Origin of the sequence: Pseudomonas sp. NFACC41-3 (genome assembly GCF_900109505.1) — a bacterium.
Lineage (GTDB): Bacteria > Pseudomonadota > Gammaproteobacteria > Pseudomonadales > Pseudomonadaceae > Aquipseudomonas > Aquipseudomonas chlororaphis.
This window is the reverse complement of the sequence record NZ_FOAE01000006.1, coordinates 340,788-361,512: the sequence shown is the minus strand read 5'-3', so window position 1 is coordinate 361,512 and position 20,725 is coordinate 340,788. Positions and strand designations below refer to the sequence as shown.

Below are 20,725 nucleotides of genomic sequence, written 5' to 3'. Positions count from 1 at the left end.
ATCCCTGTAGCCGCTGCCGAGCCCGCGAGGCTGCGATCGCCCCGAAGGGGCGCAGCGATCTCAAGGCCGTCAGATGTTCGGCCTGAGATCGGGAACCAAGGTCCTGCGGACCTTATCGCAGCCTTCGGTAGCGGCTACAGGGCGTATTGCCAAGCAGGGTATCGGGGTGGGTTACAGGACCTGACGCAGGAACGCCTGGGCCCGCGGGTCTTGGGGCGCATCGAAGAACGCCGCTGGCGAGGCGTCTTCCAGCAGTTTGCCGTGATCGAAAAACAGCACCCGATCCGCCACTTCCCGGGCGAAGCCCATTTCGTGGGTCACGCAGACCATGGTCATGCCTTCCAGGGCCAGGGTCTTCATCACGTCCAATACTTCGCCGACCATTTCCGGGTCCAGCGCCGAAGTCGGCTCGTCGAACAGCATGACCTTGGGTTCCATGGCCAGCGCCCGAGCGATGGCCACGCGCTGCTGCTGGCCGCCGGAGAGGCGCGAGGGGAATTCGTTGGCCTTCTGCGCGATACCGACCTTCTCCAGCAACGCCAGGGCCTTGGCCTCGCGCTCCTGCTTGCCACGCTTGCGCACCACCTTCTGCGCCAGGCAGAGGTTTTCCAGCACGGTCATGTGCGGGAACAGGTTGAAGTGCTGGAACACCATGCCGACTTCGCGGCGATAGGCATTCACATCGGTCTTCGGGTCGGCCAATTGCAGGCCGTCGATGCTCACCGAACCGGAATCGAACTGCTCCAGGCCGTTGAGGCAACGCAGGAAGGTCGACTTGCCGGAACCGGACGGACCGATCACCACCAGCACTTCGCCCTTGGCCACGCGGGTGGTGACGTTATCCACCGCACGGACCACCTGGCCCCGGGTGTCGAAGACTTTTACCAGATCGCGAACTTCAATCACTTTGCGCGAGCCTCCGCTCAAGCCGGCTGGCCATCTTCGACAGCGGCAGGTTGATCAACAGGTACAGGGCCGCCACGCAGAACAGGATCTCGAACGGCGAGAACGAGGTGGTGATGACCTCACGTCCGCTCTTGAGCAGCTCGGTGATGGCGATCACCGACACCAGCGAGGTGTCCTTCACCAGGCTGATGAACTGCCCGGCCAGCGGCGGCAGCACGCGCTTGAAGGCCTGTGGCAGCACCACATGGCGCATCGACTGGCTGGCGTTCAGGCCCAGGGAACGGGCCGCTTCATTCTGGCCACGGGCGATCGACTGCACGCCGGCGCGGACGATTTCCGCCACATAGGCACCGGTGAACAGCGACAGCGCGGCGATCCCGGCGAACTCGCGGGACAGGTTCAGCACCGTGCCGATGAAGAAATAGAAAATGAAGATCTGCACCAGCAGCGGCGTACCACGCACCAGTTCGACGTAAATGGTCGACAGGTCGCGCAGGGTCGGGTTGTTCGACAGCCGGCAAAGCCCGGTCGCCAGGCCGATGAACAAGCCCAGCACCCCGGACACCACCGACAGCCACAAGGTGGTCCACAGGCCCAGCAGCAGCGGTCCGGCCGCCCAGTGACGGGTCACGCCGATCACATCGCCTTCGGCCACATCGTCGCCACGGGCGACTTGCAGGCTGTTCTCGTCGACCGTCAGCTGTTGCTCGTCGCCCGCGTCGTTGCGCAGCGTGACTTCGGCCTTGCCGCCTTTGCGCACCAGCTCGCTGACGGTGGAGATGTCCGCCGCCCGCTGCGATTCCTCGGCCTGGTAGGCGAAGTACTGTGGTACGCGGTTCCAGCGCCACTCGTAGGACATCAGCGAGGTGGCGTAGTACAACGCGCCGGCCAGGCCGATCAGCACCAGCACGGTCAGTACGTGCCAGGGCCATTGGGCTTTTTTATGTTTGATCACTTTGCAGGTTCCAGCTCGGGGAAGTTCGGTGGTGCCGATCAGGACGCCATCGCGAGCAAGCTCGCTCCTACAGGGGGTATGCGGTTCCTGTAGGAGCGAGCTTGCTCGCGATCAACCGCGCAGCGGTTGTAGATTTACTCCATGTCCTTGAGCCACTCGGTGCTCTTGAACCACTTGTCATGGATACGATCGTAGGTGCCGTCTTCGTGGATCTGGTGCAGGAAGTTGTTGATGAAGTTGAGGCTGTCGTAGTCCCCCTTCTTCAGGCCGAAGGCCAGAGGCTCGTAGGTGAACGGCTTGTCGAGGAACGTAAGCTTGCCGTTGCCGACCTTGCTCAGCGCCACCACGTTGTACGGGGCGTCGTAGATGAAGGCGTCGGCCTTGCCGTTGACCACGTCGAGCACGGCTTCCTGCTCGTTGTCGTAGCCGTGGTACTTGGCCTTGGCGATCAGCTTCCTGGCGACCATCTCGCCGGTGGTGCCCAGCTTGGAGGTGATGCGGTAGTCGGCGCTGTTCAGGTCTTTATAGGACTTGATGGTGCCTTCCAGCTCCTTGCGGATCAGCAGGGTCTGGCCGACCACGATGAAGGGCTCGCTGAAGTTCAGACGCAGGTTGCGTTCCTGGGTCAGGGTCATGCCGCTGCCGATCATGTCGAACTTGTCGGTCAGCAGGGCCGGGATGATCCCGTCGTAGCCGGTGGAAACCAGCTCCAGCTTGACGCCCATGGCCTTGGTCATGGCCTTGAGGATGTCGACCTCGAAACCGATGATCTCGCCGCGCTTGTTGGTCATCTCGAACGGCATGTAGGTCGGGTCCATGCCGACTTTCAGCGTGCCGCGCTTGACCGCATCATCGATGGCGCCAGCCTGGGCTGCATTGACCGCCACCATTGCCGTGACGCCGAGCAGCAGCATCGAGAGATACTTCTTCATCTTCAAGTCCCCTGAACCCATTTTATTGTGAGGTGAACCCGCGGCAGGTTTTCCCTTGGAAAACCGGCAGATACGGACACCATGGGCCCGCTCGCGGCAATTCGGGGTGCGATGCTAACTCACCCGCCTATTTGCACAAGGGCTTGACCAGGATTTGTTGTTACAGAGGGGACGACAATCTCCCTGTAGCCGCTGCCGCAGGCTGCGATAGGTCCGTAGGACCTCCTGCGATCCCAAGATCCTGCGTCCCCTTCGGTACGGAATGCCGCCCAATCGATCGCAGCCTGCGGCAGCGGCTACAAGAGCGGGCCCACAAACAACAACGCCCTTGAGAGTGCTCTCAAGGGCGTTGTCATCAGGCCGGTTGGGCGATTGTCGTTGGCGGTCGCAACGGCAACAACGGTGCATGAGGATCTTCATCCACCGATTGCCGCCAGGCGCTCAGCCAGTCGGCGTGGCCTTCGCTCCAGACCTGCTCGTGCAGGCGGGCCAGGGCCACCGGATCGCTCAACAGCGCCAGGCGCTCGCCGTTGTTCAGCGCCGCCGGCCCCACTTTCAGGGCATGGCGGACACGTTCGATACGCAGCCACTCGATCGGCTCGGCCTGGCCGTGCCGGGACGTCGCCAGGGCACAGGCCAGGGCGTTCTGCTGCGGATCGACCACTGCCCGGATGAAACCGTCGTTCAGCGCATGCCAACGGTTTTCATGGGTGTACTGATCGGTGGACAGCAGTTCCTGGGGCGGTGCGTATTCCTCGGGGATCAGGAACAGGCTTTCGTCACGGGACTTCAGGCCCAGGCCGACGCGGCTGGAAATCACCGACACCGGGATCGACAGCATCAGCGAACCGACGATCGGCACCAGCCACCAGAGGAAGCTCGGGTTCAGCCAGATCACCAGCAGCGCCCAGCAGAAGCCCAGCAGGGTCTGCGGACCATGGCGGCGCACCGCTTCGCTCCACGGCGTGGAGTCGTCGTCACGCTGTGGCGAGTTCCAGGTCGCGGCCCAGCCCAGGAACGCGGCCAGCACGAAACGGGTGTGGAAGATCATCCGTACCGGCGCCAGCAGCATGGAGAACAGCATCTCCAGCAGCATCGACAGGGTCACTTTGAACTTGCCGCCGAACTCTTTCGCGCCCTTGGCCCAGATCAGGATGATGCTCAACAGCTTCGGCAGGAACAGCAGCACGATAGTGGTCGAGAACAGCGCGATCGCCTTGTCCGGATGCCATTGCGGCCACAGCGGATACAGCTGGCGCGGCTCCAGGAAGTACTGCGGCTCCATCAGCGTGTTGACCGCCAGCAGCGCCGTCGACAGCACCAGGAAGAAGAACCACAACGGCGCCGACAGGTAGGACATCACCCCGGTGAGGAACACCGCACGGTGCACCGGGTGCATGCCCTTGACCAGGAACAGGCGGAAGTTCATCAGGTTGCCGTGGCACCAGCGCCGGTCGCGCTTGAGCTCGTCCAGCAGGTTCGGCGGCAGCTCTTCATAGCTGCCCGGCAGATCGTAGGCAATCCACACGCCCCAGCCGGCGCGACGCATCAGCGCCGCTTCGACGAAGTCGTGGGACAGGATCGCACCGGCGAAGGCACCTTTACCGGGCAACGGCGCCAGGGCGCAGTGCTCGATGAACGGCTTCATGCGGATGATCGCGTTGTGGCCCCAGTAGTGGGATTCGCCCAGCTGCCAGAAGTGCAGGCCGGCGGTGAACAGCGGGCCGTAGACGCGGGTGGCGAACTGCTGCATGCGCGCATACAGGGTGTCCATGCCCGAGGCTTTCGGCGCGGTCTGGATAATACCCGCGTCCGGCGTGGCTTCCATCAGGCGCACCAGGCTGGTCAGGCATTCGCCGCTCATCACGCTGTCGGCGTCGAGCACCACCATGTACTTGTAGTCGCCGCCCCAACGACGGCAGAAGTCGTCGAGGTTACCGCTCTTGCGCTTCACCCGACGGCGGCGACGGCGATAGAAGATCTTGCCGAAACCCTTGGTTTCGCGGCAGACGTCCAGCCAGGCCTGTTGCTCGGCCACGCAGATATCGGTCTCGTTACTGTCGCTGAGCACGAAGAAGTCGAAGCGGTCCAGGTCGCCAGTGGCCGCGACCGACTCGAAGGTCGCCCGCAAGCCGGCGAATACCCGCGGCACGTCTTCGTTGCAGATCGGCATGACCAGCGCGGTACGGGCATCCTTGGGGATCGGCTCGTTACCGGCGCTTTTGCCGGAAATGCGGTATTTGTCATGCCCGGTGAGCAGCTCGAGGAAGCCCATCAGCGCGGTCCAGAAACCGGCCGAGACCCAGCAGAACAGGATGCCGAACATGATCAGGATGCTGGTCTGCAGGGCATACGGCAGTACCTGGGTGGCGGTCTGCATCAATGGCTGACGCGTGATTTCTTCCAGGTCGACGAACGACCAGCCCTGGTACGGCATGATGCCTTTCATGTACCAGCCGGCGACGATGGTCTGGCCAAGCATCAGCAGCAACAGGATGTAGCGACGGATCGAACCGACGGTACGCCAGCGGGCGACCGGCAGCACGTTCTGATCTTTCGGTGGCTGCGGCGGATTGGTCCGACCGGTCAGGCGCCGCCAGCCACGCACCAGGATATTGGTGCGCCACGGCTCGGGAACGACCTTGGTCCGACGAATCGGCGGCGTGGCCTTGAGGCACACACGACCGCTGGCGTCGAGCGCCAGCATCTCGGCATCGATCAGTTCCTCGGCGGAACCCAGGGTCAGCCGGCGGCCCACCGAGGCCTGGGCGGCATCGGCGGGCGCGTCGAACGTCGAGGACGACAGGCGTTCGTGCAGTTCACTGAAGGACTTGCAGCCCGCGAGTTCCGCGCGCTGCTCATCGGTCATTGGCAGGTGCGCCAGATACTCGGCAAGAGTCTCTGGCTGTACTTGAGCGTTACTCATCGGCAGGCAACTGGTAGCTCCAGGTCTCGGTCAGGACTTGCTCGGTCGGGACAGATTCCGGTGTGGCTGGGGCCGCCTCGGCAGCAGCAGGCTGCTTGGCGTCTTTGTGGTTCTTGGCGTCCTTGGCCGGCTTGGCTTCGGCTTGCTTGGCATCCGCCTCTTTCTTCTCCTGCTGCTTGGCGGCGACTTTGTCGGCCTTGGCAATGGAGGCGCTGGAGGCTGGCGACACGGCCTTGGCCGGTTCGACAGGGGTGGCGTTCTTGACCAGGGCCGCGCGCATCTCGGTGGATTTGCTCGGGTCCTTGATCTTCATCCGCAGGGTCAGGCGCCAGCCCTTGGTTTCAGGGTTGTAGCGCACGCTGTTTTCCACCAGCTCGGCGTTGTCGCCGACGCTGACCTGGCTGCGCACCTCGGTGTCTTCCGGCAATGCCGCCAGGGATGGACCTTCGAAGTCCACCAGGTAAGCCACGCTGCCGTCCGGTTGGCGGATCAGGTTGGATTGCTTGACGTCACCGGTGGAACGCAGGGTCTGCTCGACCCAGGAGCTGTCCGGCGAATGCAGGGAGGCTTCGTCCATGGTCCAGTGCAGGCGATAGGCGAAATCAAACGGCTGGCCTGGTTCAGGCTGCTTTTCCGGGCTCCAGAACGCCACGATGTTGTCGTTGGTTTCGTCCGCGGTCGGGATCTCTACCAGGTCGACGGTGCCTTTGCCCCAGTCGCCCTTCGGCTCGATCCAGGCGCTTGGGCGCTTGTCGTAGCGGTCGTCGAGGTCTTCGTAGTGGCTGAAGTCGCGGCCACGCTGCAGCAGACCGAAACCACGCGGGTTTTCCACCGAGAAGTTGCTCACGGCCAGGTGTTTCGGGTTGTTCAGCGGACGCCAGATCCACTCGCCGTTGCCGGCATGGATCGACAGACCGCTGGAGTCGTGCAGCTCGCGACGGTAGTTGAGGACTTTCGACGGCTGGTTGGCGCCGAACAGGAACATGCTGGTCAGCGGGGCGATGCCCAGCTTGCCGACCTTGTCACGCAGGAACATCCGGGCCTTGACGTCGACGATGGTGTCGCTGCCTGGACGCAGGGTCAGGCGATAGGCGCCGGTGGCGCGCGGCGAGTCCAGCAGGGCGAAGATCACCAGGTGCTTGTCGGTCGGCTTGGGTTGCTGGATCCAGAATTCGGTAAAGCGCGGGAATTCCTCACCGGACGGCAGCGCGGTGTCGATGGCCAAGCCACGGGCCGACAGGCCATAGACATGCCCCTTGCCGACGACGCGGAAGTAGCTCGCGCCGAGCATGGTCATGATTTCGTCCTGCTTGTCCGCCTTGTTGATCGGGTACAGCACGCGAAAGCCTGCATAACCGAGCTGCTCGGTGGCCTTGGGATCGAACTTGAGGTCGCCGAAGTCGAAGCGAGTCGAGTCGTATTTGATCTCTTCGACGGTGTTCGCCGTGATTTCGTTGATTTTCACCGGCGTGTCGAAATGCATGCCCTGATGATAGAAGGACAGCTTGAATGGGGTTTTCTGCTTGGCCCACTCGGCCTTTTCAGGCAGGAAGCGGATTTTCTGATAGTCCGCGAACTTCATCTCACGAAATTCGTTCGGCAGGTTACTGCGCGGAGCCTCGTACTTCTGCCCGGCCAGATCCTTAGCCTTGGCCGATACATCATCCAGATTGAATGCCCAGAGTTGGCCGGCGCTAAGCAGGCAAAGCAGTGCAGAGCCCGTCACCAGTGCGTTTCGTAACCGTTTGGCAGACAATTTTGGTGCATTACAGGGACTAACAATCACGAGCAACCCTCGCCGAAAACAGATCAAAAAACCAACGGCCAGCTATCTATATGCCAGGTTGGCGAGCATTGTTCCGACTCCGATGGGGCTAAATGATTCCCCAAACGGTCCCGAACAAGTCTCTACCTAAGTCAAAAACGGACCAACGAACGCTGATCCCCGTAGCGCGCGATTATCTAGTAGCCCGCGTTACAACGCATCAGGGGCGACCAAGTATTTATCGCGAAAAACGCCTATTTTCGGCCGCTGCCGGCCGAAAAAGATGTTTCAAGCACTTTCAGGTCTGTAACAGGAAGGTTACCGGGCCATCATTGACCAGATGGACCTGCATATCCGCCCCGAAGCGCCCTGATGCTACTTTGCCATGCAACTGTTGCGCCTTGCATAGCAGATAATCAAAAAGTTCTTCGCCGAGGGCCGGCGGCGCCGCCGTGGAAAAACTCGGGCGCAGGCCGTTCTTGGTGTCCGCGGCCAGGGTGAACTGCGAGACCAGCAGCAAACCGCCGTCCACATCGGCCAGGGACAGGTTCATTTTGCCCTCGGCATCACTGAATACCCGATAGTTAAGCAGCTTGTGCAGCAGTTTGTCGGCACTGGCCCGAGTGTCCTCGGGCTCCACCGCCACCAGCACCAGCAAACCCTGGTCCACCGCCCCGACGATTTCCCCCGCCACTTCGACTCGCGCGCCGCGCACGCGCTGCAACAGCCCCTTCATGCTTCTTCGGGCGGCAGGTCGAGCAGGCGCCGGGCCATCTGATCAGCGGCACGCACCAGCGCATCGGTGATGCCCGGTTCGGACGCAGCGTGACCGGCATCGCGGATCACCTGCAGCTCGCTGTTCGGCCAGGCCTGGTGCAATTCCCAGGCATTGTCCAGCGGGCAGATCACGTCGTAGCGACCATGCACGATCACGCCCGGCAAGTGGGCGATCTTGCCCATGTCGCGAATCAGCTGGTTCGGCTCGAGAAACGCATGGTTGGTGAAGTAGTGGCATTCGATCCGGGCAATCGACAGCGCGCGCTGCGGCTCGGAGAAGCGATCGACCACCAGCGGGTTCGGCCGCAAGGTCGCAGTCCGCCCTTCCCAGGTCGACCAGGCCTTGGCCGCATGCATCTGGGCGATCTGGTCGTTGCCGACGAGGCGCTTGTGGAAGGCGCTGAGCAGGTCGTCGCGCTCATCCAGCGGGATAGGCGCCACGTAGTCCTGCCAGTAATCGGGGAACAGACGGCTGGCGCCGACCTGGTAGAACCATTCGATTTCCTGCGGACGGCACAGAAAGATCCCACGCAGAATCAGACCATGAACATGCTCAGGATGGGTTTGCGCATAAGCCAGGGCCAGGGTCGAACCCCAGGAGCCGCCGAACACCACCCATTTTTCGATGCCCAGGTGCAGGCGGATCCGCTCGAGGTCGGCGACCAGGTCCCAGGTGGTGTTGTTTTCCAGGCTGGCGTGCGGGGTGGAGCGCCCGCAACCGCGCTGATCGAAGGTGATGATGCGGTACAGGTTCGGATCGAAGTAACGGCGACTCTGGGCATCGCACCCGGCTCCCGGGCCACCGTGGATGAACACCACCGGCAAACCTTCCGGGGATCCGCTCTCATCGACATACAGTACATGGGGTTCGTCGACAGCCAGATCGTGCCGGGCATAGGGTTTGATCTGCGGGTACAAAGTCTGCATTGCGCGCTCCGTAAGGGGTCGAGGTCATCCCTGGGGGGACTTCAATTATTCTGCCGTCCGGCATCATAAACCCGAATTACGCAATGAGCATGTCCTTGGAGACATTAGGGTTGTTTGCGCGTTTTGCGTTGTCGTCGAAGGGCTTGCCGCGGACAGACTCGCTCCTGTAGCCGCTGCCGCAGGCTGCGATCGCTCCCGAAGGGAGCGCAAGGTCTGAAGGACGTCGAAGGCCTTCGGCCTTATCGCAGCTTGCGGCAGCGGCTACAGGGCTTCCTGTCGGCTTCAGCGCCCGTAACGCTTCTGCCCCCAGGCCAGCAGCCCTTGCAGCAGCTGCTTGAGCACCACCTGGGTCGGCGCCGCCAGATCGTCGCGGTAGCGGAACGGCTCGAACTCTTCCATGTAGGTGCTCTGCGCCAGCTCCAGCTGCACGGCATGGATGTTCTCGGCCGGGTTGCCGTAGTGCCGGGTGATATGGCCGCCCTTGAAACGGCCGTTGAGCACATGGCTGTAGTCGGCATGGCGGGCGCAGATCGCTTCCAGCTGGCTGGCCAGTTCGGCATCGCAGCTGGCGCCATTGAAGGTGCCCAGGTTGAAGTCCGGCAGCTTGCCTTCGAACAGATGCGGGATCAGCGAGCGGATCGAGTGTGCATCGAACAGCAAGGCATAGCCGAACTCGGCTTTCAACCGTGCCAGCTCCTGCTGCAAAGTGCCGTGATAAGGCGTCCAGACCTGCTCCAGGTAAGTCGCCCGCTCCTGCTTCGACGGCTCCAACCCCTCACGGAACAGCGGCACGCCATCGAACAGCGTGGCCGGGTACAACCCGGTGGTGGCGCCGACATATAGAGGCTTGTCGTCGGATGGGCGATTAAGGTCGATGACGAAACGCGAATACTCGGCCGCCAGGGTGCTGGCGCCCAGTTCCTCGGCGAACGCGTAGAGCCGGGGAATGTGCCAGTCGGTATCCGGCAGGCTTTGCGCCTCGGGGATCAGCCCGGCCTCGACCGCGGGCGTCAGGCGCAGGCCGGCGTGGGGCATGCTGATCAGCAGCGGCACCCGGCCTTGTTTGAAGTTCAGAACCTTATCCACAATCCTTCTCCTATAAATCCACTTCAACGCCGTGGCGCACGACGCGTTTTTCCAGGTCGCCGCCCAGCCAGTAGGCCAGGTCGGCGGGACGATCGATCTGCCAGGCGACGAAGTCCGCCACCTTGCCGGCCTCCAGCGAACCGTGGGTCTGCTCCATGCCCAGCGCGGTGGCCGCATGCAGGGTCACGCCGGCCAGGGCTTCTTCCGGGGTCATACGGAAACAGGTGCAGGCCATGTTCAGCATCAGGCGCAGGGACAGCGCCGGCGAAGTGCCGGGGTTGAGGTCGCTGGCCACCGCGATCTTCACCCCGTGCTTGCGCAGCGCGTCCATCGGTGGCAACTGGGTTTCGCGCAGGAAATAGAACGCGCCCGGCAGCAGCACGGCGACGGTGCCGGCCTCGGCCATGGCGACGGCGTCCTCCTCGGTCATGAACTCCAGGTGGTCGGCCGACAGCGCGTGATAACGCGCCGCCAGGCTGGAGCCATGCAACGACGACAGCTGCTCGGCGTGCAGTTTCACCGGCAGGCCAAGCTTGTGCGCGGCGATGAACACCCGCTCCACCTGCTCCGGCGAGAACGCCAGGTATTCGCAGAACGCGTCCACCGCGTCCACCAGGCCCTCGGCCGCCAGGGCCGGGAGCATTTCGTTGCAGATGTGCTCGATATAGTCGTCCGCACGCTCGGCGTATTCCGGCGGCAAGGCGTGGGCCGCCAGGCAGGTGCTGCGCACACTGACCGGCAGCTCGGCGCCCAGGCGCCGGATCACCCGCAGGATCTTACGTTCGCTGGCCAGGTCCAGGCCGTAGCCGGACTTGATCTCGACGCTGGTCACGCCGTCGCGCAGCAGGCTTTTCAAGCGCTTGCGGGCGCTGTCGAACAGTTCGTCCTCGCTCGCCGCGCGGGTAGCCCGCACGGTGCTGGCGATACCGCCACCGGCGGCGGCGATCTCGGCGTAGCTCACCCCTTGCAGGCGTTGCTCGAATTCGCCGCTGCGGTTGCCGCCGAATACCGTGTGAGTGTGGCAGTCGATCAGGCCCGGGGTGACCCAGGCCCCCGCCAGGTCATGCAGCTCGGCATAGTTACCAGCCGGGACCTGGTCGCGCGGGCCGATCCACTCTATGAGCGCTCCTGACGTCACGATGGCGGCATCCTCGATGATCGAGTAAGCACCTTGCGCCATGCTTGCGACGTGACAGTGTTGCCAGAGAGTTTTCATCCGAGGACTCCGTTAATTATCGATGGGACAAAGAAGGGTCGCGGTGCACCTGGACCGCCTGACCGGCGGCCGGCTTGACCCACAACAGATAAGCGATCACCAGCAGCATGATCCACACCGCCCCCACCGCCAGCGCCGCCTGGGTTTGCGGGAAATAACCCAGCACACCGAAGACGAACAGCATGAACACGATGGCGGCTGCCGGCGCCCAGGGCCAGAACGGCACCGGGAATTTCAGTTGGGCAACCTGCTCGGCGCTCATCGAGCGACGCATGGCCACCTGGGTGGCCAGGATCATCAGCCAGACCCAGACCGTGGCGAAAGTAGCGATCGAGGCAATCAACAGGAACACGTTTTCCGGAATCAGGTAGTTCAGCAGCACACCGCCCAGCAGCGCGGCGCCCATGACCACCACGGTCATCCACGGCACGCCGTGCTTCGACAGTTGGGCAAAGCCTTTTGGCGCCTGCCCTTGCTGGGCCAGGCCGTACATCATGCGTCCGGCGCCGAAGATGTCGCTGTTGATCGCCGACACCGCCGCCGAGATCACCACGATATTGAGGATGGTCGCCGCCGAGCCGATGCCCAGGTTGTCGAAGATCTGCACGAACGGGCTGCCCTGGCTGCCGATCTGCGGCCATGGATAGATGGCCATCAGCACGAACAGGGTCAGCACATAGAACAGCAGGATGCGCATCGGCACCGCGTTGATCGCCTTGGGGATGACCCGCTGCGGGTCCTTGGCTTCACCGGCGGTGATACCGATGATCTCGATGCCGCCAAAAGCGAACATCACTACCGCGAACGAAGCGATCAGGCCGCCGATGCCGTGGGGCATGAAGCCGCCGTGGGCCCAGAGGTTGGCCACCCCGGTGGCCTGCTCGTTGCCGGCCGAACCGATACCGAACAACATGATGCCGAAGCCGGCGAGGATCATCGCGACAATCGCGCCGACTTTCAGCAGCGACAGCCAGAACTCCATTTCGCCGAAGACCTTGACGTTGCACAGGTTGAGGCCGCCGATCAGGAACACGATGCCGAGCACCCAGACCCAGCGCGCCACTTCCGGAAACCAGAAGCCCATATAGATGCCAAAAGCCGTGACGTCGGCCAGGCAGACGATGATCATTTCAAAGGCGTAGGTCCAACCGAGGATAAAGCCCGGCAGTGGTCCCAGGTAATTGCTGGCGTAGTGGCCAAACGAGCCGGACACCGGGTTGTGCACGGCCATCTCACCCAGCGCGCGCATCACCATGAACACCGCGGCGCCACCGATCAGGTAGGCCAGGAGGACCGCGGGACCGGCCATCTGGATGGCCGAGGCGGAACCATAGAACAGCCCGGTGCCGATCGCCGACCCCAGCGCCATGAAGCGAATATGTCGGGCGGACAGCCCGCGTTTCAATCCTTGAGCTTGCTGTTGCATTTCTCGTTCCTAATTATTTTTATCGGAGAAAACCGGAACCACCTGTAGCCGCTGCCGAGGCACGAGGCTGCGAAGCGGTCCGCAGGACCGCCCTCGGGGGCTGCTGCGCAGCCCATCGCAGCCTCGTGCCTCGTCAGCGGCTACAGGCATGATCGTTACAGGCTCGGCAGCAACTTGGCCGGCAGCAGCTCGTTCAGGCAACGGGATGCCAGCAGTTCGCTCGCGGCATTGATGTCCGGGGCGAAGAAGCGGTCCTTCTCGTAGAACGGCACTTTGCTACGCAGGGTGGCACGGGCTTTTTCCAGCTTGGTCGAGGTCTTCAGGCCGTCACGCAGGTCCAGGCCCTGGCAGGCCGCCAGCCATTCCACGGCGAGGATGCCACGGGTGTTTTCGGCCATTTCCCACAGGCGCTTGCCAGCGGCGGGCGCCATGGACACGTGGTCTTCCTGGTTGGCGGAAGTCGGCAGGCTGTCCACCGAGTGCGGATGGGCCAGCGCCTTGTTTTCGCTGGCCAGGGCCGCGGCGGTCACCTGGGCGATCATGAAGCCGGAGTTGACCCCGCCATTGGCCACCAGGAACGGCGGCAGCTGGGACATGTGCTTGTCCATCATCAGCGAGATGCGGCGCTCGCTCAGGGAACCGATTTCGGCGATGGCCAGGGCCATGTTGTCGGCGGCCATGGCCACCGGCTCGGCGTGGAAGTTGCCACCGGAGATCACATCGCCCTCGGCGGCGAACACCAGCGGGTTATCCGACACGGCGTTGGCTTCGACCACCAGCACCTCGGCGGCCTGGCGGAACTGGGTCAGGCAGGCGCCCATGACCTGTGGCTGGCAGCGCAGGGAGTACGGGTCCTGCACCTTGTCGCAGTTCTGGTGCGACTTGGAGACTTCGCTGCTGTCGCCCAGCAGGTCGCGGTAAGCCGCGGCGGCATCGATCTGGCCTTTCTGGCCACGGGCGGCATGAATCCGCGCATCGAACGGCGAACGCGAGCCCAGCACCGCCTCGACGGTCAGGCCGCCGCAGGCCAGGGCACCGGCGAACAGGTCTTCGCCTTCGAACAGGCCACGCAGGGCAAACGCGGTGGAAACCTGGGTGCCGTTGAGCAGCGCCAGGCCTTCCTTGGCCGCCAGGGTCAGCGGCTTGAGGCCGGCCACGCTCAGGGCTTCGGTGGCGTCCAGCCATTGGCCTTTATAACGGGCCTTGCCTTCACCCAGCAGCACCAGGGACATATGGGCCAGCGGCGCGAGGTCGCCGGAAGCGCCCACCGAACCCTTGAGCGGGATATGCGGGTAGACCTCGGCGTTGACCAGGGCGATCAGCGCGTCGATCACCTGGCGGCGGATACCGGAGAAACCACGGCTCAGGCTGTTGACCTTGAGCACCATGACCAGGCGCACCAAGGCGTCGCTGATCGGCTCGCCGACACCGGCGGCATGGGACAGCACCAGGGAGCGCTGGAGGTTTTCCAGGTCTTCGCTGGCGATACGGGTCGAGGCCAGCAGGCCGAAACCGGTGTTGATGCCGTAGGCGGTGCGGTTCTCGGCGAGGATCTGCTCGACACAGGCGACGCTGGCGTCGATCTGTGCCGAGGCGCTGTTATCGAGGCTGAGGGTTACCGGCTGTTGGTAGACGGCACGCAATTGGGCCAGGGTCAGTTGGCCGGGAATCAGATTTAGCGCAGTCACATTCATGCTCCTTTTGAGAGTTTGTTATTAACTACCAGTCGCTCCGGAAGCTTCCGTTGTCCGTCGCAGCCCGCCGTTTGTGAGCGAGTGGCGCCTTGGCACGCTGGTTTTTCGTGGAAACCGTTGTCTTGGAAAATCCTGTACTTGCAGGGCGCGCTTCAGCGCACGCCCGGTAAAACCTCCTGCAGCAAGGCCGGAGCCTTGAGCAGCGCCGCCGCGCTGGCGATGTCCGGGGCCAGCCAGCGGTCCTGGTCATAGGCCGGAACCCGCTGGCGCAGGAGCTTCCAGGCCGCCTCGGTGCCGGCACCGAAACGCTGCTCCTTGAGAAATTCGAAGGCCTGGGCCGCCAGCAGGTACTCGATGGCGAGGATCTGGGTGCAGTTTTCCAGCGCGCGGGAAAGCTTCAGCGCGGCGTTGGTGCCCAGGCTCAGGTGGTCTTCCTGCAGGCCGGAGGTGACGTAGTTGTCGAGCACCGCCGGTTGCGCCAGCTGGCGGTTTTCCGCGCACAGCGAGGCAGCGACGTACTGCACGATCATCATCCCGGAGTTGACCCCGGGGTTGCTCACCAGGAACGCCGGCAAACCGCTGACATGGGGGTTGATCAGGCGGTCCAGGCGGCGCTCGGCGATCGAGCCGATCTCAGCCATGGCGATCGCCAGCAGGTCCGCCGCCAGTGCCACCGACTGGCCGTGGGGGTTGGCCTGGGACATCACCCGGTAGTTGTCCGGGGTGCCCAGCACCATCGGGTTATCGGTGACCGAGTTGAGCTCGGTTTCGACCTGCTGCGTCGCGTGCGCCAACTGATCGCGGGCGGCGCCGTGAACCTGCGGGATGGAACGGATGCTCAGGGCATCCTGGGTGCGGATGCCTTTGCTGGCGGCAATCACTTCGCTGCCGTCGAGCAAGGCGCGCAGGTTGATGCCGACCTGCTGCATGCCCGGGTGCGGCTTGAGCGCGATGATCTCGGCGTCGAACGCGGCGATCTGCCCGCGCTGGGCCTCGAAGCTCATGGCGCCGATCACGTCGGCCCATTGCAGCAGGCGCGTGGCATCGGCCAGGGCCAGGCAGCTCAGGCCGGTCATGCACGGCGTACCGTTGACCAGGCACAGACCGTCCTTGGCCCCCAGTTGCACCGGTTCCAGGCCTTCCGCCGCCAGCGCCTGCTCGGCCGACACGACCTGCCCGCGATAGCTGACCTGGCCGACACCGAGCAAGGCGATGCTGATATGGGCCATGTGAGTCAGGTAACCCACCGAACCCTGGGACGGTACTTGCGGAGTAATACCGCGATTGAGCAGGGCCAGCAGCGCCTCGACCACCCGGCGATGCAGGCCGGACTTGCCGTGGCTGTAGTTGACGACAGCCGCGCAGATGATCGCCCGGGTCTGCTCGTCGGCCAGCGGCGCACCCACGCCACAGGCATGGCTGAGCAGGGTGTTGCGCGACAGCTGGCTGAGCTGTTCGTCCTGCAGCGAAACGTTGCACAGCGCGCCAAGGCCAGTGTTGATGCCATAGGCGCGTTCGCCGCTGACGACGATGCGCTGGACGATGGCCTGGGCATTCTCGATGCGCGCCCAGGCCTGGGCCGACAGCTCGAGCTGCGCGCCATGCCGGGCCACGGCGACCACATCCTGCCAACGCAGCGGGGCGTCGGCGATAACGATTTTTTCAGCCTGCGACATGCCAGGACCCTCGAATACTTTATTGAGACCGCTTCGCGGCCTATCGCGAGCAAGCTCGCTCCTACAGGCTGTGAAAAATCTGTAGGAGCGAGCTTGCTCGCGATAAAAACCTACAGCCCACCCACTCCCAAGCCTTTAAACCACCGCCGCGCGTCGCTGCACGAAACGGTCGACATACTCGTCCGCCGGCGAATGCAGGATCTCTTTCGGCGTGCCGACCTGGATCAGCCGGCCATCCTTGAGGATCGCGATGCGGTTGCCGATGCGCACGGCCTCGTCGAGGTCGTGGGTAATGAAGACGATGGTCTTGTGCAGGGTCTTTTGCAGCTCCAGCAGCTGGTCCTGCATCTCGGCGCGGATCAGCGGGTCGAGGGCGCTGAAGGCCTCGTCCATCAGGATGATGTCGGTGTCCGCCGCCAGGGCGCGGGCCAGGCCGACGCGCTGGCGCATGCCGCCGGACAGCTGGTGCGGGTACTTGTTCTCGTAGCCCTTGAGGCCCACGGTGTTGATCCAGTGCAGCGCGCGCTCGGTGCAGACTTCCTTGCTCTCGCCCCGCACCTTGAGGCCGTAGGCGGTGTTTTCCAGCACGGTCTTGTGCGGCAGCAGGCCGAAGCTCTGGAACACCATGCTGATCTTGTGCCGGCGAAATTCGCGCAGGGCTTCCATGTCGTATTGCAGGATGTCCACGCCATCCACCAGGATCGCGCCGCTGGTCGGATCGATCAGGCGGTTGAAGTGGCGCACCAACGTCGACTTGCCGGAGCCGGACAGGCCCATGATCACGAAGATCTCGCCGGTGCCGATGCTCAGCGACAGGTCGTTGACCCCGACCACGCAGCCGGTCTCGGCCAGCACCTGGTCCTTGGTCTTGTTCTGGCGAATCATGTTCAGCGCGTCGGCCGAACGGTTGCCGAAAATCTTGAAGACGTTCTTGACTTCGATCTTGCTCACGATTGCGTCGTTCATTTGCTCACCTCATGGCGTGGACGACCATAGGCTTGGGTAATACGGTCGATGACCACGGCCAGAATCACGATCGCCAGGCCGGCTTCCAGGCCACGGCCGACGTTGAGGGTCTGGATGCCCACCAGCACGTCTTCGCCCAGGCCACGGGCACCGATCATCGAGGCGATCACCACCATCGACAGGGCCATCATGGTGGTCTGGTTGATCCCGGCCATGATGCTCGGCAGGGCCAGCGGCAGTTGCACGCCGAACAGTTGCTGCCAGCGGTTGGCGCCGAAGGCGTTGATCGCCTCCATGACTTCGCCGTCGACCTGGCGAATGCCCAGGTCGGTCAGGCGGATCAGCGGCGGCGCGGCGTAGATCACGGTGGCGAAGATCGCCGGTACCTTGCCCAGGCCGAACAGCATCAGCACCGGGATCAGGTACACGAAGCTCGGCATGGTCTGCATGATGTCCAGCAGCGGCATCAGCACCGAACGCAGGCGATTGCTGCGCGCCGAGAGGATCCCCAGGGGAATGCCGATCAGCACCGAAATGAAGGTCGCCACCAGCATCAGCGCCAGGGTCTGCATCAGCTTGTCCCACAGGCCGACCGCGCCCACCAGGAACAGCAGGCCGACGATCACCGCGGTGGTCACCAGCTTGCGGGTCGAATGCCAGGCGATGCCGCCGACGATCGCCAGCATCAGCCACCAGGGCGCCAGGCGCAGCAGGCCTTCGAGATTGACGATGGCCCACAACAGGGTGTCGGAGATGTGGCGGAACACATCGCCGTAGTTGGTCACCAGCGAATCGACCCAACCGTTGACCCAGTCGGCGATGGAAAACGTGAAGCTTTCAGGAAACATAGAGAGGCTCTCGATCAAGTGGGTTGCGGTAAGGCTCCCGGCTGCGCTTCATGCAGCCGGGAAGGCTCTACCTACAAGGCCGCGTCGATTTTCTTGGCTGCGTCGTCGCTCACCCATGCGTGCCAGACTTCAGGATGTTCCTTGAGGAAAATTTTCGCCAGCTTCGGCGATTCGATACGTTCCTTCGCCATGCGACCCAGGTTCTGGTTGAGCAGGTCGATCGGCAGGTTGACCTTTTCCAGCACGGCCACCAGCTCGGGCGCTTCCTCGTGGAAGGTCTTGGACAGGCCGACCTTGATGGTCACGCTCTTGTCCACGCCCGGCTTTTCTTCCAGCTTCACCAGGTCGACCTGGCCCATCAGCGGGGTTGGCGACCAGTAGTAGAACAGGATCGGTTCGCCACGCTTGTAGCTCGACAGCACCGCGGCATCCAGCGCCGGGCCGGTGCCTGGGCGGAAGTTGGTGTAGCTGCTTTCCAGGCCGTAGCTTTTCAGCATCTCGCTGTTGTCCAGCTCGCAGGTCCAGCCGGCCGGGCAGTTATAGAAACGGCCCTTGCTCGGCTCTTCCGGGTCCTTGAATACGCTGGCGTACTTGCCCAGGTCGGCGATGTTCTTCAGGTCCGGGGCCTTGGCTTCCAGCTTGCGCTTGGCATCGCCTTCGATCACGTAGCGCGGCACGTACCAGCCTTCGATGGCGCCCACCACCGGGGCGCCGACGCCGACCACCTTGCCGGCCTTCTCGGCCTTGTTCCAGACCTCGCTGCGACCGACCCATTCCTCGGCGAAAACCTGGATGTCATTGCTGCTCAGGGCGTTCTCCATGGTGATGGAGTTGCCTGGCAGGCTGTCGGTCTTGCAGCCGTAGCCTTTTTCCAGGACCACTTGCAGCACGTCGGTCAGCAACATGCCGCTTTCCCAGTTCAGGCCGGCGAATTTCACCGGTTTACCGGACTCGCACCAGCCGGCCGCCTGGGTAGCGCCGGCGCTGGCCAGCAGGCCCATGGAAAGCAAAGTGGTCAGCAGGGTCTTATTCATTTTCATTGTGTGACGCTCCCAATCATTGAAATGGATTACGGCAGTCAAGAGGCATCCAGCCCGTCCACGTCCAATCAGGTCTAGACCGCAGTAGCGCGGCCTGCCCCACTCAGCTTTTGTTCTGTGATCGAGTCCTGCTCTACCGGCAGGATCAGGCGATCGGGTACGGCGCCATGCCATTTTTTCGCGCAGACGTAATACAGCGCCGCGGGAACCACCAGGCCGACGATCCAGGAGATATCCACGCCACCCAGGGTTTCCACCAGCGGGCCGGTGTAGAACTTGGTGGCGATGAACGGCAGCTGCACCAGCACACCGATCACATAGACGCTGATACCGAGGATGTTCCAGCGGCCATAGCGACCGTTCGGATCGGCCAGCGCCGGCACGTCATAGTGCTCGCGGGTAATGCAGTAGTAGTCCACCAGGTTGACCGCGCTCCACGGGGTGAAGAAGGCCAGCAGGAAGAGGATGAAAGACTTGAACGCACCGAGGAACGAGTGCTGGCCGAGCAAGGCGATCAGGGTCGCGGTACCGACGATGACCAGCACGAACACCAGGCGTTGCAAGCGCGTCACTTCCAGGTGGCCACGAAAGCCACTGATGATGGTGGCGATGCACATGAAGCTGCCGTAGGAGTTCAGCGTCGAGATGGTGATCTTGCCGAAGGCGATGCTGAAGTACAGCAGCGCGGCGGTGGCACCGCTGCCGCCCAGGCCGACGATGTAGGCCACTTCGTGGCCGGCGAACTGCCCGTCGGCCATGGCCGCGGCGAACACGCCGAGCATCATCGCCACCTGCGCGCCGATCACCGAGCCTGCGCCAGCGGCGAGGAAGGTTTTCACCGAAGAGGTCTTGCTCGGCAGGTAGCGCGAATAGTCGGCCACGTAGGGGCCGAAGGCGATCTGCCAGGACGCGGCGAGCGACACCGCGAGCAGGAAGCTGCTCCAGCTGAAGTGGCGGATTTCCAGGAGTGCGCCAATGTCGGTCTGACTCATCAGGCGACTGAACAGATAAACGAAAGCGATCACGCCAATGACGCTGGCGGCGCGACCGATGAAATGGATCACCCGGTAGCCGAGCACCGTGACCAGCACGATGACGCTGGCGAAGATCAGGATGCCGACACTGTCGCTGACCCCGAACAGCTGGCCCAGCGCCTGGCCGGAAAGCACCGTGCCGGTGGCGGTGAAGCCCAGGTACATCAGGCAGACCAGGACGATCGGAATGGCCGCGCCATAGACGCCGAACTGAACCCGACTGGAGATCATCTGCGGCAGGCCGAGCTTGGGCCCTTGCGCCGCGTGCAACGCCATCACACCGCCGCCCAGCAGTTGCCCGATGAGCAAGCCGATCAGCGACCAGAACACATCACCGCCCAGCACCACCGCCAGAGCGCCAGTGACAATGGCCGTGATCTGCAGGTTAGCCCCCAACCACAGGGTGAACTGGCTGTAGAGCTTGCCGTGGCGTTCAGCCTCGGGGATGTAGTTGATCGAGCGCCGTTCGATCAGGGGTTTGGAGCTATCGCTGGCCGTGGACATCGTTATTGTTCTCCCGGGAGATTCTTGTCATGTCAAAGCACTGCTAC

The 20,725-nt window shown here is 63.3% G+C and carries 16 protein-coding genes; all 16 read right to left on the bottom strand.

Going from position 1 to position 20,725, the window contains the following annotated elements:
* Positions 1-171: 171 nt before the first annotated feature.
* A complete protein-coding gene (locus BMY68_RS26200) occupies positions 172-906 on the bottom strand; it encodes an amino acid ABC transporter ATP-binding protein (protein WP_085533503.1) in 735 nt (244 codons plus the stop codon).
* On the bottom strand, positions 899-1,861 hold the full coding sequence (locus BMY68_RS26195) for an amino acid ABC transporter permease (protein ID WP_062823918.1): 963 nt from the start codon (positions 1,859-1,861) through the stop codon (positions 899-901). Before BMY68_RS26195 ends, BMY68_RS26200 begins: the two co-directional genes overlap by 8 nt.
* A gap of 134 nt (positions 1,862-1,995) precedes the next feature.
* Complete coding sequence (locus BMY68_RS26190) at positions 1,996-2,793, bottom strand: transporter substrate-binding domain-containing protein (RefSeq protein WP_009041799.1); 798 nt, start codon at positions 2,791-2,793, stop codon at positions 1,996-1,998.
* A 355-nt stretch (positions 2,794-3,148) separates the two neighbouring features.
* A complete protein-coding gene (gene mdoH / locus BMY68_RS26185; RefSeq protein ID WP_085533501.1) occupies positions 3,149-5,719 on the bottom strand; it encodes a glucans biosynthesis glucosyltransferase MdoH in 2,571 nt (856 codons plus the stop codon).
* A complete protein-coding gene (locus BMY68_RS26180) occupies positions 5,712-7,505 on the bottom strand; it encodes a glucan biosynthesis protein G (RefSeq protein WP_085533787.1) in 1,794 nt (597 codons plus the stop codon). The genes mdoH and BMY68_RS26180 overlap by 8 nt, the downstream gene beginning before the upstream one ends.
* 277 nt (positions 7,506-7,782) lie before the next feature.
* Complete coding sequence (gene dtd, locus BMY68_RS26175) at positions 7,783-8,220, bottom strand: D-aminoacyl-tRNA deacylase (RefSeq protein WP_007925900.1); 438 nt, start codon at positions 8,218-8,220, stop codon at positions 7,783-7,785.
* Positions 8,217-9,188, bottom strand: coding sequence for a prolyl aminopeptidase (gene pip, locus BMY68_RS26170; RefSeq protein WP_085533499.1), 972 nt, complete (start codon positions 9,186-9,188; stop codon positions 8,217-8,219). The genes dtd and pip overlap by 4 nt, the downstream gene beginning before the upstream one ends.
* Before the next feature lie 282 nt (positions 9,189-9,470).
* Entirely contained in the window at positions 9,471-10,274 is an 804-nt protein-coding gene (gene hutG, locus BMY68_RS26165; RefSeq protein ID WP_062823920.1) for an N-formylglutamate deformylase, read from the bottom strand.
* Between the two features lie 10 nt (positions 10,275-10,284).
* Positions 10,285-11,490, bottom strand: coding sequence for an imidazolonepropionase (gene hutI / locus BMY68_RS26160; RefSeq protein ID WP_085533497.1), 1,206 nt, complete (start codon positions 11,488-11,490; stop codon positions 10,285-10,287).
* A 16-nt stretch (positions 11,491-11,506) separates the two neighbouring features.
* Positions 11,507-12,916 (bottom strand): amino acid permease, encoded by a 1,410-nt coding sequence (locus BMY68_RS26155; RefSeq protein WP_085533495.1) that lies wholly within the window; start codon positions 12,914-12,916, stop codon positions 11,507-11,509.
* 155 nt (positions 12,917-13,071) lie between these two features.
* Positions 13,072-14,610 carry a histidine ammonia-lyase gene (hutH, locus tag BMY68_RS26150; RefSeq protein WP_088019069.1) on the bottom strand — a complete coding sequence of 513 codons (1,539 nt, stop codon included), beginning with the start codon at positions 14,608-14,610 and terminating at the stop codon, positions 13,072-13,074.
* A gap of 152 nt (positions 14,611-14,762) precedes the next feature.
* Positions 14,763-16,286 carry a histidine ammonia-lyase gene (gene hutH / locus BMY68_RS26145; protein WP_085533493.1) on the bottom strand — a complete coding sequence of 508 codons (1,524 nt, stop codon included), beginning with the start codon at positions 16,284-16,286 and terminating at the stop codon, positions 14,763-14,765.
* A gap of 135 nt (positions 16,287-16,421) precedes the next feature.
* A complete protein-coding gene (locus BMY68_RS26140; RefSeq protein ID WP_007925912.1) occupies positions 16,422-17,252 on the bottom strand; it encodes a quaternary amine ABC transporter ATP-binding protein in 831 nt (276 codons plus the stop codon).
* Positions 17,249-18,100: an ABC transporter permease gene (locus BMY68_RS26135; RefSeq protein WP_009046564.1), complete on the bottom strand. Its 852-nt coding sequence runs from the start codon at positions 18,098-18,100 to the stop codon at positions 17,249-17,251. Before BMY68_RS26135 ends, BMY68_RS26140 begins: the two co-directional genes overlap by 4 nt.
* 71 nt (positions 18,101-18,171) lie before the next feature.
* Positions 18,172-19,140: an ABC transporter substrate-binding protein gene (locus tag BMY68_RS26130; RefSeq protein WP_007925914.1), complete on the bottom strand. Its 969-nt coding sequence runs from the start codon at positions 19,138-19,140 to the stop codon at positions 18,172-18,174.
* Between the two features lie 74 nt (positions 19,141-19,214).
* Positions 19,215-20,678, bottom strand: coding sequence for a purine-cytosine permease family protein (locus BMY68_RS26125; RefSeq protein WP_009041789.1), 1,464 nt, complete (start codon positions 20,676-20,678; stop codon positions 19,215-19,217).
* Positions 20,679-20,725 lie beyond the last annotated feature (47 nt).

What these genes read in the sequence shown, in the direction of transcription:
- BMY68_RS26190 (WP_009041799.1), bottom strand. Translation starts at nt 2,793, where the DNA reads ATGAAGAAGTATCTCTCGATGCTGCTGCTCGGCGTCACGGCAATGGTG.
- mdoH (WP_085533501.1), bottom strand. Translation starts at nt 5,719, where the DNA reads ATGAGTAACGCTCAAGTACAGCCAGAGACTCTTGCCGAGTATCTGGCG.
- dtd (WP_007925900.1), bottom strand. Translation starts at nt 8,220, where the DNA reads ATGAAGGGGCTGTTGCAGCGCGTGCGCGGCGCGCGAGTCGAAGTGGCG.
- pip (WP_085533499.1), bottom strand. Translation starts at nt 9,188, where the DNA reads ATGCAGACTTTGTACCCGCAGATCAAACCCTATGCCCGGCACGATCTG.
- hutI (WP_085533497.1), bottom strand. Translation starts at nt 11,490, where the DNA reads ATGAAAACTCTCTGGCAACACTGTCACGTCGCAAGCATGGCGCAAGGT.
- BMY68_RS26155 (WP_085533495.1), bottom strand. Translation starts at nt 12,916, where the DNA reads ATGCAACAGCAAGCTCAAGGATTGAAACGCGGGCTGTCCGCCCGACAT.
- hutH (WP_088019069.1), bottom strand. Translation starts at nt 14,610, where the DNA reads ATGAATGTGACTGCGCTAAATCTGATTCCCGGCCAACTGACCCTGGCC.
- hutH (WP_085533493.1), bottom strand. Translation starts at nt 16,286, where the DNA reads ATGTCGCAGGCTGAAAAAATCGTTATCGCCGACGCCCCGCTGCGTTGG.
- BMY68_RS26140 (WP_007925912.1), bottom strand. Translation starts at nt 17,252, where the DNA reads ATGAACGACGCAATCGTGAGCAAGATCGAAGTCAAGAACGTCTTCAAG.
- BMY68_RS26135 (WP_009046564.1), bottom strand. Translation starts at nt 18,100, where the DNA reads ATGTTTCCTGAAAGCTTCACGTTTTCCATCGCCGACTGGGTCAACGGT.
- BMY68_RS26130 (WP_007925914.1), bottom strand. Translation starts at nt 19,140, where the DNA reads ATGAAAATGAATAAGACCCTGCTGACCACTTTGCTTTCCATGGGCCTG.
- BMY68_RS26125 (WP_009041789.1), bottom strand. Translation starts at nt 20,678, where the DNA reads ATGTCCACGGCCAGCGATAGCTCCAAACCCCTGATCGAACGGCGCTCG.